Origin of the sequence: Enterococcus sp. DIV1421a, from assembly GCF_051711025.1 — a bacterium.
GTDB lineage: Bacteria > Bacillota > Bacilli > Lactobacillales > Enterococcaceae > Enterococcus_B > Enterococcus_B hirae.
In genome coordinates this window covers 68,440-81,575 of sequence record NZ_JBIOLU010000001.1, presented here as the reverse complement: position 1 = coordinate 81,575, position 13,136 = coordinate 68,440, and the positions used below count along the sequence as shown (strand labels likewise).

Here is a 13,136-nt window from a genome sequence, read left to right as displayed (position 1 = left end):
AATACCTCCTGTAGTTTTACGGAGTACAATTATTTAAAGCGATAAGTAATACGGCCACGGTTTAAATCATACGGAGACAATTCAACCGTCACTTTGTCACCAGGTAAGATACGGATGTAATGCATACGGATTTTACCTGAAACAGTAGCAAGAACTTGGTGTCCGTTTTCTAGTTCAACTTTAAACATTGCATTCGGCAAAGTTTCGACGACTGTACCTTCGACTTCAATCATATCTTCTTTTGCCACGCACAGTACCTCCTTGTACTTGTTTCGCATTTTCACACGATAAAATGGCGGAAACTGCAGTTCCCACCTCAAAATTCTCAAAATGGATCATCTAGAGGATTTCTCTAGAAGTCGGACTGACATATTCTATCATAATTTATTGAACTTGACAAGAGTAACTGCTTAATGCAAGTCGGCTACGGGCAATCGTGCTATTTTTCAATAATTTTTTGGACATCAGTAAATACAGCATCGATTTCACGATCACCATCGATAGTGTTTAGCAAACCTTGTTCTTTGTAATAGGCCAAGATTGGTTCACTATTTTTGATGTTGATAGCCAGACGATTTTTAACCGTCTCAGGTTTATCATCTTCTCTTTGATAGAATTCATGCCCACCACAACGATCACATGTATCTTCAACTTTTGTAGGGTTAAAAATTTTATGATAAGTTGCTCCACAATTGCTGCAAATGAATCGGCCAGCTAAACGCTCAACCAATACATCTTCACCAACATGGATATCGATGACTGCATCAATTTTTTTGTCTAAGTCTTTTAACATTGCATCTAGCGCTTCCGCTTGCTCAAGTGTACGGGGAAAACCATCTAATAAGAAGCCTTTTTCCGTATCAGGTTCAGCTAAGCGCTCTTTCACGATTCCATTTGTTACTTCATCAGGAACTAATTCACCTTTATCAATATAAGACTTTGCTTCCAAGCCAAGAGCTGTTTCATTTTGCATTGCTGCACGGAACATGTCTCCTGTTGAGATGTGAGGAATATGATAAGCATCAATGATTTTTTCTGCTTGTGTTCCTTTACCTGCGCCTGGTAGCCCCATTAAAATGAGGTTCATTGTTTTCCCTCCTAATAAATGTGAGAACGTGTGTTGAGGAAAAACCTCAACACGCTTTCTTACTCGATAAATCCAACGTACTTACGTTTCAGCATTAAGCCTTCTAACTGTTTCGCAGTTTCTAAAGCTACACCGATGACGATCAGTAAGCTAGTACCACCTAACCCAATGGACTGAGGCAGATTCCAAATCATTTGAGCAATGATCGGTAATAAAGCCACTAAACCAAGGAAAATCGCACCGACTGTACTTAAACGCATCAATAAGCTTGAGACATACTCTTCAGTTCCTTTACCAGGACGTACGCTTGGTATATAGCTTCCTTGTTTTTGTAAGTTTTCCGCTAATTTCTCAGGGTTTACTTGAACAAAAGCATAGAAGAATGTGAATGCGACGATCAAGATCGTATAAATAGTTGCACCAGGTGCAGTATTATAGTTAAAGATCTGCATCATTATTTTATACCAGTTTTCAGCCCCAAATCTTCCACTCAATGCTTGTAAAACCGCATTAGGTGTCGCAATAAACGAACTTGCAAAGATAACCGGGATAACCCCAGCCGCATTGACTTTCAACGGTAGATAACTACTTGTTGGTGCCCCTGCTACACGTTTCGTATATTGAATTGGGATTTTGCGTTCAGCTTGTTGGAAAAATGTAACGCACGTTACGATCAATAAGATTGCAACGATTAAAATAGCAATGAAAATTGCAGATTTCCAGATATCTGATTGATTGATATTTACGAAATAGTCTTCATAAATTTCTTTTACACTTTCAGGAAGTCGAGAAATGATCCCTGCAAAGATGATCATTGATACTCCGTTACCGATTCCTTTTTCTGTGATTTGTTCTCCTAACCAAGTGACAAACATTGTACCCGCAGTCAAAATCAGACCGATAGTAACATAGGTTGAAACGTTAGGGTTATTCACAAAACCTAGTTGAGCATATTGGTTAAATCCAGCAGTGATCCCAACAGATTGGACAAATGCCAATACTAATGTCAGGTATCGAGTTGCTTGATTCAACTTCTTACGACCAACCTCCCCTTGTTTTGACCATTCAACAAAACGTGGCACGATATCCATTTGTAACAATTGGATAACGATCGAAGCTGTAATGTAAGGCGAAACCCCCATTGAGAAGATGGAGAAGTTTTGCATCGCACTACCACTCACCAAGTTCAACATGTTGAAAAAAGGCAAAGAAGAAAGGTTTTGCAATGAACTAGCATTTACTCCGGGCACAGTGATATGTGCACCTAAGCGAAATACAAATAGAACAAAAACAGTAAATAGGATTTTGGATCTAATGTCTTTTACTTTAAAAGCATCTTTTAACAGTTTGAACATTAGATCACCTCAATTGACCCACCAGCAGCAACGATTGCTTCTTCAGCTGCCTTAGAGAATTTTGCGGCTTTCACAGTCAATTTCTTAGTTAACTCACCGTTAGCTAATACTTTGATTCCAGATTTTTCGTTTTTCACGATTCCAGCTTCTACTAAAGCAACTGGAGTTACTTCAGCACCATCTTCAAAACGATTTAGGACATCAAGGTTGATGACTGCATAATCTTTGCGGTTCACGTTTGTGAAACCACGTTTTGGTAAACGACGGAATAATGGAGTTTGACCCCCTTCAAATCCTAGACGTACACCACCGCCTGAACGAGCTTTTTGACCTTTTTGACCACGTCCAGCAGTTTTTCCGTTACCAGAAGAAGTACCACGTCCAACACGGTTACGTACTTGTCGTGAACCTTCTGCAGGTTTTAATTCATGAAGTTTCATAGGTTTGGCACCTCCTTAATATTCTAGTTCATATTTCTTACTATATACTAGGTTTGTTTAATTAGATTTCTTCAACGTCCACCAAGTGAGAAACAGTGTTGATCATGCCTTTGATTGCTTCATTAGCAGGTTTAACCACTGAGCTGTTAATCTTTGTAAGACCTAACGCTTTTACTGTATCACGTTGGTTTTGAGGACGTCCGATAATACTGCGTTTTAAAGTAACTTTTAATTCAGCCATTATTTTTGTCCTCCTTATCCGATTAATTCTTCAACTGATTTGCCGCGAAGTTCTGCAACTTCTTCTGCACGTTTCAATTGTTTCAAACCTTCAACAGTTGCACGAACAACGTTGATTGGTGTATTTGAACCTAAAGATTTAGAAGTGATATCTGCTACCCCTGCTAATTCCAATACGGCACGAACTGGTCCACCAGCAGCAACCCCAGAACCTTCAACAGCAGGTTTCATTAGGATTCTACCACCACTAAAAGCACCGATGACTTCGTGTGGGATTGTTGAACCAACCATAGGTACTTCAACTAAGTTTTTCTTCGCATCTTCAATTGCTTTACGGATTGCTTCAGGTACTTCTTGTGCTTTACCAGTACCAAATCCTACATGTCCGTTTTTGTCACCGACAACAACTAAAGCAGCAAAACGTAGACGACGTCCACCTTTAACAACTTTTGTTACACGGTTAATTGCAACAACGCGGTCTTCTAATTCCAAATGTTTTGGATCGATATAAACCATGAATGGTATTCCTCCTTTTCCTAAAATTCTAGTCCATTTTCGCGAGCAGCTTCAGCTAAAGCTTGCACACGGCCATGGTAAAGGTATCCACCACGGTCAAAGACTACTACTTTAATGCCTTTTTCAGTTGCACGTTCAGCAACTAATTTACCGACAGCTTGTGCTGCTTCTGTTTTTGTTCCACCTGAAATTTCTTTATCCAAGGTAGAGGCACTTGCTAGCGTTACACCCGCTACGTCATCAATAATTTGAGCGTAGATGTTTTTGTTAGAACGAAAAACGTTCAAGCGTGGGCGCTCAGCAGTACCAGAGATATTGTTACGTACACGACGATGTCTTTTCTGACGTGTTTTGTTCTTATCTGGTTTTGTAATCACAATTGTCACCTCTTTAATTTTATTGTACTGCACTTAGGCAGAAACACCAAAGTCTCGAAAAATAGAAGCTGCGGCACAAGTTAAATTTCTTTTGAATGAAGGTAAACTTCTGCAAAATCCTTTTTTCCTGCTGCTGGCTTCTATGCAATTTTTCTAAACTATTTACCAGTTTTACCTTCTTTACGGCGTACATATTCGCCAACATAACGAATACCTTTACCTTTATAAGGTTCTGGAGGACGAGTTCCGCGAATGTTCGCAGCTAATTCGCCAACTTCTTCTTTGTTCGCACCTTTAACAATTACTTGTGTGTTAGCTGGTACTTCAACAGTTACGCCAGCTGGTGGTGTGATTTCTACTGGATGTGAGTAACCTACGTTCAAGACAAGTTTTGATCCTTGTAATTGCGCACGGTACCCAACCCCGATCAATTCTAATGCTTTTTGGAATCCTTCACTAACACCTACAACCATGTTGTTGAAGTTAGCACGAGTTGTTCCATGGATTGTTTTCATTTCTTTACTGTCATTTGGACGAGTGAAAGTCACTTCGTTTCCTTCGATATTCATTTTGATATCAGAAGAGAAAGTACGTGTTAATTCACCTTTAGGTCCTTTAACTGTAATGTTGTTTCCATCTTGAGTAACTGTTACTCCTTCAGGGATCACAACAACTTTATTTCCAATACGGCTCACTTAAAGACACCTCCTTGTAAATTCTAGTTGATTACCATACGTAAGCGATAACTTCGCCGCCGATATTTTTTTCACGAGCTTCTTTATCAGTAACAACACCTTCAGAAGTCGAAATGATTGCGATACCTAAACCGTTCAATACTTTTGGTACTTCGTCAGCTTTGACATAAGCACGCAAACCTGGTTTAGAGATACGTTTTAAGTTAGTGATAACACGTTCGCCGTTTTTACCAAATTTTAGGAAAACACGGATCACGCCTTGTTTGTCATCTTCGATATATTCAACATCACGAACGAAACCTTCACGTTTTAAGATTTCAGCGATGTCACGTTTAATTTTTGATGCAGGAACTTCTAAAGACTCATGTTTAACCATGTTTGCGTTACGGATACGAGTTAGAAAATCTGCAATTGGATCTGTCATGACCATTGATCTTTTACCTCCTTCTTATGCGAATTTACTTTTTTACCAGCTAGCTTTCTTCACGCCGGGAATTTGACCTTTATAGGCAAGTTCGCGGAAGCAAATACGGCAAAGATGGAACTTACGATAAACTGAATGTGGACGTCCGCAACGTTCGCAACGAGTGTAAGCTTGTGTTGAATGTTTTGCAGGGCGTTTGTTTTTAGCAATCATTGATTTTTTAGCCACGTAGTTCGCCTCCTTTAATTATTTTTGGAATGGCATGCCTAATTGTGTCAACAACTCACGAGATTCTTCATCTGAGTTAGCTGTCGTTACAATAACGATGTCCATACCACGTACTTTATCTACTAAATCGTAATCTACTTCTGGGAAGATCAATTGTTCTTTAATACCTAAAGTATAGTTTCCACGACCGTCAAAGGCTTTTTTACTTACACCATGGAAGTCACGTACACGTGGTAGAGAAACTGAAACCAATTTGTCTAGAAATTCGTACATTCTTTCTCCGCGCAAGGTAACTTTTGCCCCAATTGGCATTCCTTCACGTAAACGGAATCCAGCGATTGATTTTTTAGCTTTAGTAATCATTGGTTTTTGTCCAGTGATCAAAGTTAATTCTTCAACTGCTTTATCTAAGTTTTTAGCGTTTGATACCGCATCACCAACACCCATGTTGATGACGATTTTTTCAACTTTAGGTGTTTGCATAACAGAGCTATAGTTAAATTTTTCCATCAATGATGGAGTTACTTCTTTAAGATATTTTTCTTTTAGGCGGTTCATTCAGTAAGCCCCTCCTTCCTTAAACTTATTTATTATCTAAAACTTCACCGGTTTTTTTAGAAACGCGGACTTTTTTGCCATCTACTTCTTTGTAGCCAACTCGGCCAGCTACGCCAGTAGAGTCGATCACCATCACGTTAGAAACATGAATTGGTGCTTCCATCTCAACAATTCCACCTTGAGGAGCAGCTTGAGAAGGTTTTTGGTGTTTTTTAACAACATTCACACCTTCGACAATGACTTTATCTTTTTTCGGAAACGCTGCTAATACAACGCCTTCTTTATTTTTGTCTTTTCCAGTGATAACTTTAACTTTATCGCCTTTTTTAACAAACATAACTGTTTCGCACCTCCTTTGATAAGTGTCTCAAGATTATAAAACTTCTGGTGCTAGTGAAACGATCTTCATGAAGTTGTTTTCACGTAGTTCACGTGCAACCGGCCCAAAGATACGCGTTCCACGAGGGCTTTTATCATCACGAATAATCACTGCAGCATTTTCATCAAATTTAATATATGAACCGTCTGTACGACGAGCTCCTGATTTTGTTCGAACGATAACGGCTTTTACGACGTCACCTTTTTTGACAACCCCACCTGGCGTTGCTTGTTTAACCGTAGCAACGATCACATCACCGATGTTAGCAGTTTTACGACCAGAACCACCAAGGACTTTGATCGTCAAAATTTCACGTGCGCCTGAATTATCAGCGACTTTTAAACGACTTTCTGCTTGGATCACGTTGTGTATCCTCCTTTCAGATTTTGCATTCAATCTATATAGGAAAATCTCGTGTTATTAGATAATAACTGCTTCTTCGACTACTTCCAACAAACGGAAACGTTTTGTAGCTGATAATGGACGAGTTTCCATAATTTTCACGATGTCGCCAACTTTAGCTGTGTTGTTTTCATCATGCACTTTGTATTTCTTAGAATAGTTCATGCGTTTGCCATAGATAGGGTGGTTTTTCTTTGTTTCAACAGAAACTGTAATGGTTTTATCCATTTTGTCAGATACCACGCGACCTTGATAAACTTTGCGTTGATTTCTTTCTTCAGTCATACGCTTAATGGCCTCCTTCCATAATTACTTAGCTTGTTCACGCAATACAGTTTTGATGCGTGCAATCGATTTACGTACTTCTTTAATACGTGCAGTGTTTTCTAATTGACCTGTTGCTAATTGGAATCTAAGATTAAACAATTCTTCTTTTAATTGTTTTTCTTGATCAAGCATTTCGGCAGTGGTTAATTCTCTGATTTCTTTAACCTTCATTCGATTCACCACCCATTTCCTCACGTTTTACGATCTTAGTTTTCATTGGTAATTTGTGAGAAGCTAGACGTAACGCTTCACGAGCCACTTCTTCAGACACGCCTGCAATTTCAAACATGATTTTACCACGTTTTACTGGTGCAACCCATCCTTCAGGTGCCCCTTTACCAGAACCCATACGTACCCCAATTGCTTTGGCAGTATAAGATTTGTGAGGGAAAATTTTAATCCATACTTTCCCACCACGTTTCATGTAACGAGTCATTGCGATACGAGCAGCTTCGATTTGGCGGTTAGTGATCCAATGTGAATCAACAGCTTGCAAACCGTATTCACCGAATGCTACTTCTTTACCACCTTTGGCTTCCCCGCGCATTTTTCCGCGGAATTCACGACGGTGTTTTACACGTTTAGGTACTAACATGATTATTTCCCTCCTTTCTCAGTGTTTTTTTTAGTTGGAAGAATTTCTCCACGATAGATCCACACTTTAACTCCTAGTTTTCCGTATGTTGTATCTGCTTCTTCCCATGCGTAATCAATATCCGCACGTAATGTGTGAAGAGGAACAGTTCCTTCTGAGTATCCTTCTGAACGAGCGATGTCCGCACCGTTTAGACGTCCAGATACTTGAGTTTTGATCCCTTTAGCGCCAGCACGCATTGAACGTTGGATGGCTTGTTTTTGAGCGCGACGGAAAGCAACACGATTTTCTAATTGACGTGCGATTCCTTCACCTACTAATTTTGCATCTAGATCTGGTTTTTTGATTTCCACGATGTTGATATGGATTCTTTTACCAGTTAATTTATTTAATTCTTTTCTTAGGTTTTCGACTTCAGATCCGCCTTTACCAATAACCATACCTGGTTTTGCTGTGTGAATTGAAATGTTAACACGGCCTGTAGCACGTTCGATTTCAATTGTTGATACAGCAGCATCAGCAAGTTTAGTTGAAATAAATTTACGGATTCTTAAATCTTCGTGTAAGAACTCTGCATACTCTTTTTCAGCATACCATTTAGCATCCCAGTCGCGGATGATGCCTACACGCATTCCAATTGGATGTACTTTTTGACCCACTGATTATCCCTCCTTATTTTTCTGATACGACTACCGTGATATGACTTGTACGTTTGTTGATTGGAGAAGCTGATCCTTTTGCACGTGGACGGAAACGTTTCATTGTTGGTCCTTCGTTAACAAATGCTTCAGATACTACCAAGTTTTCAACATCTAAGTCAAAATTGTTTTCTGCATTCGCAACTGCTGACATCAATACTTTTTCAATGATTCCAGCAGATTTGTTTGGTGTGAATTTCAAGATTGAAATTGCATCCGCAACACTTTTACCTCTGATAAGGTCAATTACTAAACGGGCTTTTCGAGGTGAAGTGCGAACTGTTTTTGCAGTTGCTTTAGCTGATGTGATTTGTTCTGCCATTTGGTTTTATCCTCCCCTCAATTAGCGTTTCGTTTTCTTATCGTCTGCAGCATGGCCACGATAAGTTCTTGTTGGTGCGAATTCACCTAGTTTGTGTCCTACCATATCTTCTTGGATGTAAACTGGTACGTGTTTACGTCCATCGTATACTGCGATGGTATATCCAACAAAACTTGGGAAAATGGTCGAACGACGAGACCAAGTTTTGATAACTTTTTTCTTTTCAACCCCTGCTTGAGCTTCAACTTTGTTCATTAAATGCTCATCAACGAAAGGTCCTTTCTTTAAACTACGACCCATGGTGAACCTCCTCTCAAAATGTGCGACACATGGTCAAAGAAATTATTTATTTTTACGACGACGAACAATAAGTTTGTCTGATTTAGCTTTTTTATCACGAGTTTTGTAACCAAGTGCTGGTTGTCCCCAAGGAGAAACTGGTGCTTTACGTCCGATAGGAGCTTTACCTTCACCACCACCGTGTGGGTGATCGTTAGGGTTCATTACGCTACCACGTACAGTTGGGCGTTTACGCATCCAACGAGAGCGTCCAGCTTTACCGATGTTGATCAATTCGTGTTGTTCGTTACCTACTGAACCGATTGTTGCACGGCAAGCAGCTAAGATCATACGAACTTCACCAGAGTTTAAGCGGATCAATACGTATTTGCCTTCTTTACCAAGTACTTGAGCACTTGTACCAGCAGAACGGATTAATTGTCCACCTTTACCAGGTTTCATTTCAATATTGTGGATAACAGTACCAACTGGAATGTTTTCTAAAGGAAGAGCATTTCCGACTTTGATATCTGCATCTGGACCTGAAACAAGTTTCATTCCAACTTGTAGTCCTTTTGGTGCTAAGATGTAAGCTTTCACTCCATCTTCATAGTGTACTAACGCGATGTTAGCTGAACGGTTTGGATCGTATTCGATCGTTTGAACAGTTGCAACAACGTTATCTTTGTTACGTTTGAAGTCGATCACGCGATATTGGCGTTTGTGTCCGCCGCCTTGGTGACGTACAGTGATGCGGCCGTTATTGTTACGTCCAGCATGGTTTTTCAATGGTTGTAACAATGATTTTTCAGGTGTTGATGTTGTGATTTCAGCAAAATCAGAACCTGTCATGTTACGACGACCATTTGAGGTAGGTTTGTACTTTTTAATCGCCACGTTTTTCCCTCCTAATTTAATGAGTTATCTAGTAAGTGCTTATTCAGCAGCTTCGAATAATTGGATTTCTTTTGAATCTTCAGTCAATGTAACGATCGCTTTGCGACGTTTTTTTGTATATCCTGCATATTTGCCCATACGTTTGAATTTCGCACGTACGTTCACGATGTTCACGTTTTTAACTTTTACGTCAAAAGCAGCTTCAACCGCTTGTTTTACTAAAGTTTTGTTTGCACGAGTGTCCACTTCAAAAGTATATTTCTTGTCATCCATGGCAAGCATTGATTTTTCAGTGATCACTGGGCGTTTGATTACGTCTAGTAAGTTCATTATGCAAGCACCTCCTCAATTTGAGTAAGAGCAGTTTGTGTTGCTAACACTTTTGTATTTGAAACAACATCTAGAACACTTACGTTATCAGAAGTTACTACAGTTACGTTTGGTAAGTTACGTGCTGATAAAGCAGCAAAGTCGTTACCATTCTCTAGAACAACCAATACTTTAGAGTCAATAGATAAGTTAGCAAGAACTTGTTTAAATTCTTTTGTTTTTGGTGCATCGAAGCTTAATCCTTCGATTGCTACCAAGTTGTTTTCAGCAACTTTTTCTGACAATACAGATTTCATTGCTAAACGACGAACTTTTTTAGGAAGTTTGTAGCTGTAAGAACGTGGTGTTGGTCCAAAGACTACGCCACCTCCACGCCATTGTGGTGAGCGGATTGATCCTTGACGAGCACGACCAGTTCCTTTTTGACGCCATGGTTTACGTCCACCGCCTCGAACAGCACTACGGTTTTTAACCGCATGTGTTCCTTGTCTTAATGACGCACGTTGCATAACGATTGCATCGTAAACAACACTTTCATTTGGTTCAATTCCGAAGATTTCTTCGTTAAGTGTGATTTCACCGTTTTGGCTTCCATCTTGTTTGAATAATGCTACATTCGGCATTCCTTAGTTCCTCCTTTCTTCCTACTATTATTTAGCTTTCACAGCTGATTTGATAGTGATTAATGATTTTTTAGCTCCAGGAACATTTCCTTTAATTAAGATAACGTTTCTTTCTGCATCAACGCGAACAACTTCCAAGTTTTGGATTGTTACGCGGTTGCCACCCATACGGCCAGCAAGACGTTTGTTTTTGAATACACGGTTAGGTGCAACTGGACCCATTGACCCAGGACGACGATGGTAGCGAGAACCGTGAGCCATTGGTCCGCGGCTTTGGCCGTGACGTTTGATAACCCCTTGGAATCCTTTACCTTTCGTAGTACCTGTTACATCAATAATGTCTCCTGCTTGGAAAACATCTACTGTAATTTCTTTTCCTACTTCATATTCTCCTAGCTCAACATTTTTGAATTCACGAATGAAGCGCTTAGGAGCCGTGTTTGCTTTTGCAACATGACCTTTCGCAGGTTTGTTTGATAAAACTTCACGCATATCTTGGTAACCAACTTGAATAGCTTCGTAGCCATCAGTTTCCATTGTTTTCACTTGTAGCACTACGTTTGGAGTAGCTTCTACAACAGTTACTGGAATTAATTCGCCAGATTCAGTGAAGATTTGTGTCATTCCCACTTTTTTCCCTAAGATTCCTTTGGTCATGAGTACACCTCCATTAATTTTATTTTAATATTATAGTTTGATTTCGATGTTAACACCAGATGGTAAGTCTAGCTTCATCAAAGCATCAACAGTTTTTGGTGTTGGGTTCACAATGTCGATAAGACGTTTGTGTGTACGCATTTCGAATTGTTCGCGTGAATCTTTGTATTTGTGAGTCGCACGAATAACTGTGTAAAGACTGCGTTCAGTTGGTAATGGAATTGGACCAGACACGCTAGCTCCAGTTCTTTTTGCAGTTTCCACGATTTTATCCGCCGCTTGATCTAAAATACGGTGTTCATACGCTTTTAAACGGATACGAATTTTTTGTTTTGCCATCTTGTTCCCTCCTTCGCCTATTTTGAAAAGTAGACATAGCTCCACGAAAATTTCCGTCACGCTCGTTCGTGGCAAAGCGTCCGGGCGTGTCGCAACCTCTCGTTTCTTAGCCGACGAAATCCTATAGATCACGTCTGTGACATTTACGTTTAGGTAAACGCACCTTTGTAATTATAATATATCTAAATCCACAAAGCAAGGCTTTTTTCCTGTAAAAAACAATTTGTTTTCATAAGTTTTCATTTAGATAACTTTAGATGCCTCTTATCCTTAAATGTCACATTTTATTTCTACTAAACTTCCTTCCTATAGTAGTTCGCCTATCTTCAGTTATTCAAAAAAACCGCAGAACCCCCAATCATGTTGGTTTCTACGGTTTTTTATTCTATTAACTATCGGAAGTGATAGACGATCTAAGCCATACACTTTTCTTGAAAAACAAAGTTTGGATTATTATTTTTAGTTCTGTTCTTGTCGCCAAGGTTGAATATTCGCTTGACGATAGACTTTTGCTTGGTTGATTGAATGGAAGAGTTCCATCTTTTGCTTCACCACTTCTTTTGCTGCTGCGATACATTCAGGATAAATGGCATTTGGGTCCCATAGCTCTGTTGTAGCTAAGATCTCACGACACTTTTTATAAAAAGCATATTTATAGTCGGATGAAATATTGACTTTCTGAATACCGATTTGCACTGCTTTTGCAATTTCTTCGTCTGGGTTAGCAGATCCTCCATGTAAAACTAGCGGAATGGCTACTTTTTCTTTAATACTTGTTAAAACATCCATTTTCAATGCTGGCTTGACATCTTTTGGATAGATACCATGAGCGGTTCCGATTGCCACCGCTAACGAATCGATTCCTGTACGTTCCACAAATTCCTGTGCATCTTCCGGCTTCGTATAAATGACTTCCGATACACCGCCTTCTACTGAAGTACCCGTGTTACCAATCGTTCCTAGTTCGCCTTCAACCGAAACCCCGATCTTATGGCAAACATCTACCACTTCTTTTGTTAGTGCAATATTTTCTTCAAATGGCAACAAGGAGCCGTCGATCATAACTGAACTAAACCCACAATGAATCCCTCGCATGATACTTGCTAAGCTATCGCCATGATCCATATGGATAACGAAAGGCACAGCGCTGTTTTTCGCTCGGCTCACTGCATATTGGAAAAACTCATCTTTGGTAAAGTCTAATTCTGTCGGATGGACTGCAATGATTGCGGGTGCATCATTTTCTTCTGCCGCCTCAATGACTACTCGTAAAAAGTTGCTGTCAGCAACGTTAAACGCCCCTACTGCAAAATGATTTTCCTTGGCAATTTCTAACATTTGATTCATATTGATTAACATCGTCTATTT

General features: G+C 39.7%; 25 protein-coding genes. All 25 read right to left on the bottom strand.

All coding sequences use genetic code 11. From position 1 onward, the window contains the following. Nucleotides 1-29 precede the first annotated feature (29 nt). Nucleotides 30-248, bottom strand: coding sequence for a translation initiation factor IF-1 (gene infA / locus IGK21_RS00430; RefSeq protein ID WP_002288695.1), 219 nt, complete (start codon nt 246-248; stop codon nt 30-32). 191 nt (nt 249-439) lie between these two features. Then, nucleotides 440-1,087, bottom strand: a complete 648-nt coding sequence (locus IGK21_RS00425) for an adenylate kinase (RefSeq protein WP_010720438.1) — start codon at nt 1,085-1,087, stop codon at nt 440-442. 59 nt (nt 1,088-1,146) lie between these two features. Next, nucleotides 1,147-2,442, bottom strand: a complete 1,296-nt coding sequence (gene secY / locus IGK21_RS00420) for a preprotein translocase subunit SecY (RefSeq protein WP_010720439.1) — start codon at nt 2,440-2,442, stop codon at nt 1,147-1,149. Then, a complete protein-coding gene (gene rplO, locus IGK21_RS00415) occupies nt 2,442-2,882 on the bottom strand; it encodes a 50S ribosomal protein L15 (protein WP_010720440.1) in 441 nt (146 codons plus the stop codon). The genes secY and rplO overlap by 1 nt, the downstream gene beginning before the upstream one ends. Before the next feature lie 61 nt (nt 2,883-2,943). Continuing rightward, nucleotides 2,944-3,123, bottom strand: a complete 180-nt coding sequence (gene rpmD / locus IGK21_RS00410; protein WP_010720441.1) for a 50S ribosomal protein L30 — start codon at nt 3,121-3,123, stop codon at nt 2,944-2,946. Between the two features lie 14 nt (nt 3,124-3,137). Further along, nucleotides 3,138-3,638, bottom strand: a complete 501-nt coding sequence (gene rpsE / locus IGK21_RS00405) for a 30S ribosomal protein S5 (RefSeq protein ID WP_002288681.1) — start codon at nt 3,636-3,638, stop codon at nt 3,138-3,140. A gap of 20 nt (nt 3,639-3,658) precedes the next feature. Then, the gene (gene rplR, locus IGK21_RS00400; RefSeq protein WP_005880747.1) at nt 3,659-4,015 is read right to left on the bottom strand and encodes a 50S ribosomal protein L18; all 357 of its coding nucleotides are present in this window, start codon (nt 4,013-4,015) and stop codon (nt 3,659-3,661) included. Nucleotides 4,016-4,173: 158 nt separating this feature from the next. After that, on the bottom strand, nt 4,174-4,710 hold the full coding sequence (rplF, locus tag IGK21_RS00395) for a 50S ribosomal protein L6 (RefSeq protein WP_010720442.1): 537 nt from the start codon (nt 4,708-4,710) through the stop codon (nt 4,174-4,176). A gap of 31 nt (nt 4,711-4,741) precedes the next feature. Further along, nucleotides 4,742-5,140: a 30S ribosomal protein S8 gene (rpsH, locus tag IGK21_RS00390; protein ID WP_002288675.1), complete on the bottom strand. Its 399-nt coding sequence runs from the start codon at nt 5,138-5,140 to the stop codon at nt 4,742-4,744. Between the two features lie 36 nt (nt 5,141-5,176). Then, a complete protein-coding gene (locus IGK21_RS00385; protein WP_002356214.1) occupies nt 5,177-5,362 on the bottom strand; it encodes a type Z 30S ribosomal protein S14 in 186 nt (61 codons plus the stop codon). 18 nt (nt 5,363-5,380) lie between these two features. After that, nucleotides 5,381-5,920, bottom strand: coding sequence for a 50S ribosomal protein L5 (gene rplE / locus IGK21_RS00380; protein WP_002288671.1), 540 nt, complete (start codon nt 5,918-5,920; stop codon nt 5,381-5,383). A 25-nt stretch (nt 5,921-5,945) separates the two neighbouring features. After that, nucleotides 5,946-6,257 (bottom strand): 50S ribosomal protein L24, encoded by a 312-nt coding sequence (gene rplX / locus IGK21_RS00375; RefSeq protein WP_010720443.1) that lies wholly within the window; start codon nt 6,255-6,257, stop codon nt 5,946-5,948. A 36-nt stretch (nt 6,258-6,293) separates the two neighbouring features. Then, entirely contained in the window at nt 6,294-6,662 is a 369-nt protein-coding gene (gene rplN, locus IGK21_RS00370) for a 50S ribosomal protein L14 (RefSeq protein ID WP_002288669.1), read from the bottom strand. Between the two features lie 57 nt (nt 6,663-6,719). Next, the gene (gene rpsQ / locus IGK21_RS00365; protein WP_010720444.1) at nt 6,720-6,986 is read right to left on the bottom strand and encodes a 30S ribosomal protein S17; all 267 of its coding nucleotides are present in this window, start codon (nt 6,984-6,986) and stop codon (nt 6,720-6,722) included. Between the two features lie 24 nt (nt 6,987-7,010). After that, nucleotides 7,011-7,199, bottom strand: a complete 189-nt coding sequence (gene rpmC / locus IGK21_RS00360; RefSeq protein ID WP_002288664.1) for a 50S ribosomal protein L29 — start codon at nt 7,197-7,199, stop codon at nt 7,011-7,013. After that, nucleotides 7,189-7,623: a 50S ribosomal protein L16 gene (gene rplP / locus IGK21_RS00355; protein WP_010720445.1), complete on the bottom strand. Its 435-nt coding sequence runs from the start codon at nt 7,621-7,623 to the stop codon at nt 7,189-7,191. The genes rpmC and rplP overlap by 11 nt, the downstream gene beginning before the upstream one ends. A gap of 2 nt (nt 7,624-7,625) precedes the next feature. Then, nucleotides 7,626-8,282: a 30S ribosomal protein S3 gene (gene rpsC, locus IGK21_RS00350; RefSeq protein WP_010720446.1), complete on the bottom strand. Its 657-nt coding sequence runs from the start codon at nt 8,280-8,282 to the stop codon at nt 7,626-7,628. A gap of 13 nt (nt 8,283-8,295) precedes the next feature. Beyond that, on the bottom strand, nt 8,296-8,643 hold the full coding sequence (gene rplV, locus IGK21_RS00345; RefSeq protein ID WP_002288657.1) for a 50S ribosomal protein L22: 348 nt from the start codon (nt 8,641-8,643) through the stop codon (nt 8,296-8,298). 21 nt (nt 8,644-8,664) lie between these two features. Continuing rightward, nucleotides 8,665-8,943, bottom strand: coding sequence for a 30S ribosomal protein S19 (gene rpsS / locus IGK21_RS00340; protein ID WP_010720447.1), 279 nt, complete (start codon nt 8,941-8,943; stop codon nt 8,665-8,667). 42 nt (nt 8,944-8,985) lie between these two features. Next, nucleotides 8,986-9,819 (bottom strand): 50S ribosomal protein L2, encoded by an 834-nt coding sequence (gene rplB, locus IGK21_RS00335; RefSeq protein WP_010720448.1) that lies wholly within the window; start codon nt 9,817-9,819, stop codon nt 8,986-8,988. 39 nt (nt 9,820-9,858) lie between these two features. Beyond that, a complete protein-coding gene (gene rplW / locus IGK21_RS00330) occupies nt 9,859-10,149 on the bottom strand; it encodes a 50S ribosomal protein L23 (RefSeq protein WP_002290449.1) in 291 nt (96 codons plus the stop codon). Further along, nucleotides 10,149-10,772, bottom strand: a complete 624-nt coding sequence (gene rplD, locus IGK21_RS00325) for a 50S ribosomal protein L4 (RefSeq protein WP_010720449.1) — start codon at nt 10,770-10,772, stop codon at nt 10,149-10,151. Before rplD ends, rplW begins: the two co-directional genes overlap by 1 nt. A 27-nt stretch (nt 10,773-10,799) precedes the next feature. Then, nucleotides 10,800-11,429, bottom strand: coding sequence for a 50S ribosomal protein L3 (gene rplC, locus IGK21_RS00320; RefSeq protein WP_002290445.1), 630 nt, complete (start codon nt 11,427-11,429; stop codon nt 10,800-10,802). Nucleotides 11,430-11,459: 30 nt separating this feature from the next. Next, the gene (rpsJ, locus tag IGK21_RS00315; RefSeq protein WP_010720450.1) at nt 11,460-11,768 is read right to left on the bottom strand and encodes a 30S ribosomal protein S10; all 309 of its coding nucleotides are present in this window, start codon (nt 11,766-11,768) and stop codon (nt 11,460-11,462) included. 459 nt (nt 11,769-12,227) lie between these two features. Continuing rightward, a complete protein-coding gene (locus IGK21_RS00310; protein WP_010720451.1) occupies nt 12,228-13,127 on the bottom strand; it encodes a ketose-bisphosphate aldolase in 900 nt (299 codons plus the stop codon). Between the last annotated feature and the right edge of the window lie 9 nt (nt 13,128-13,136).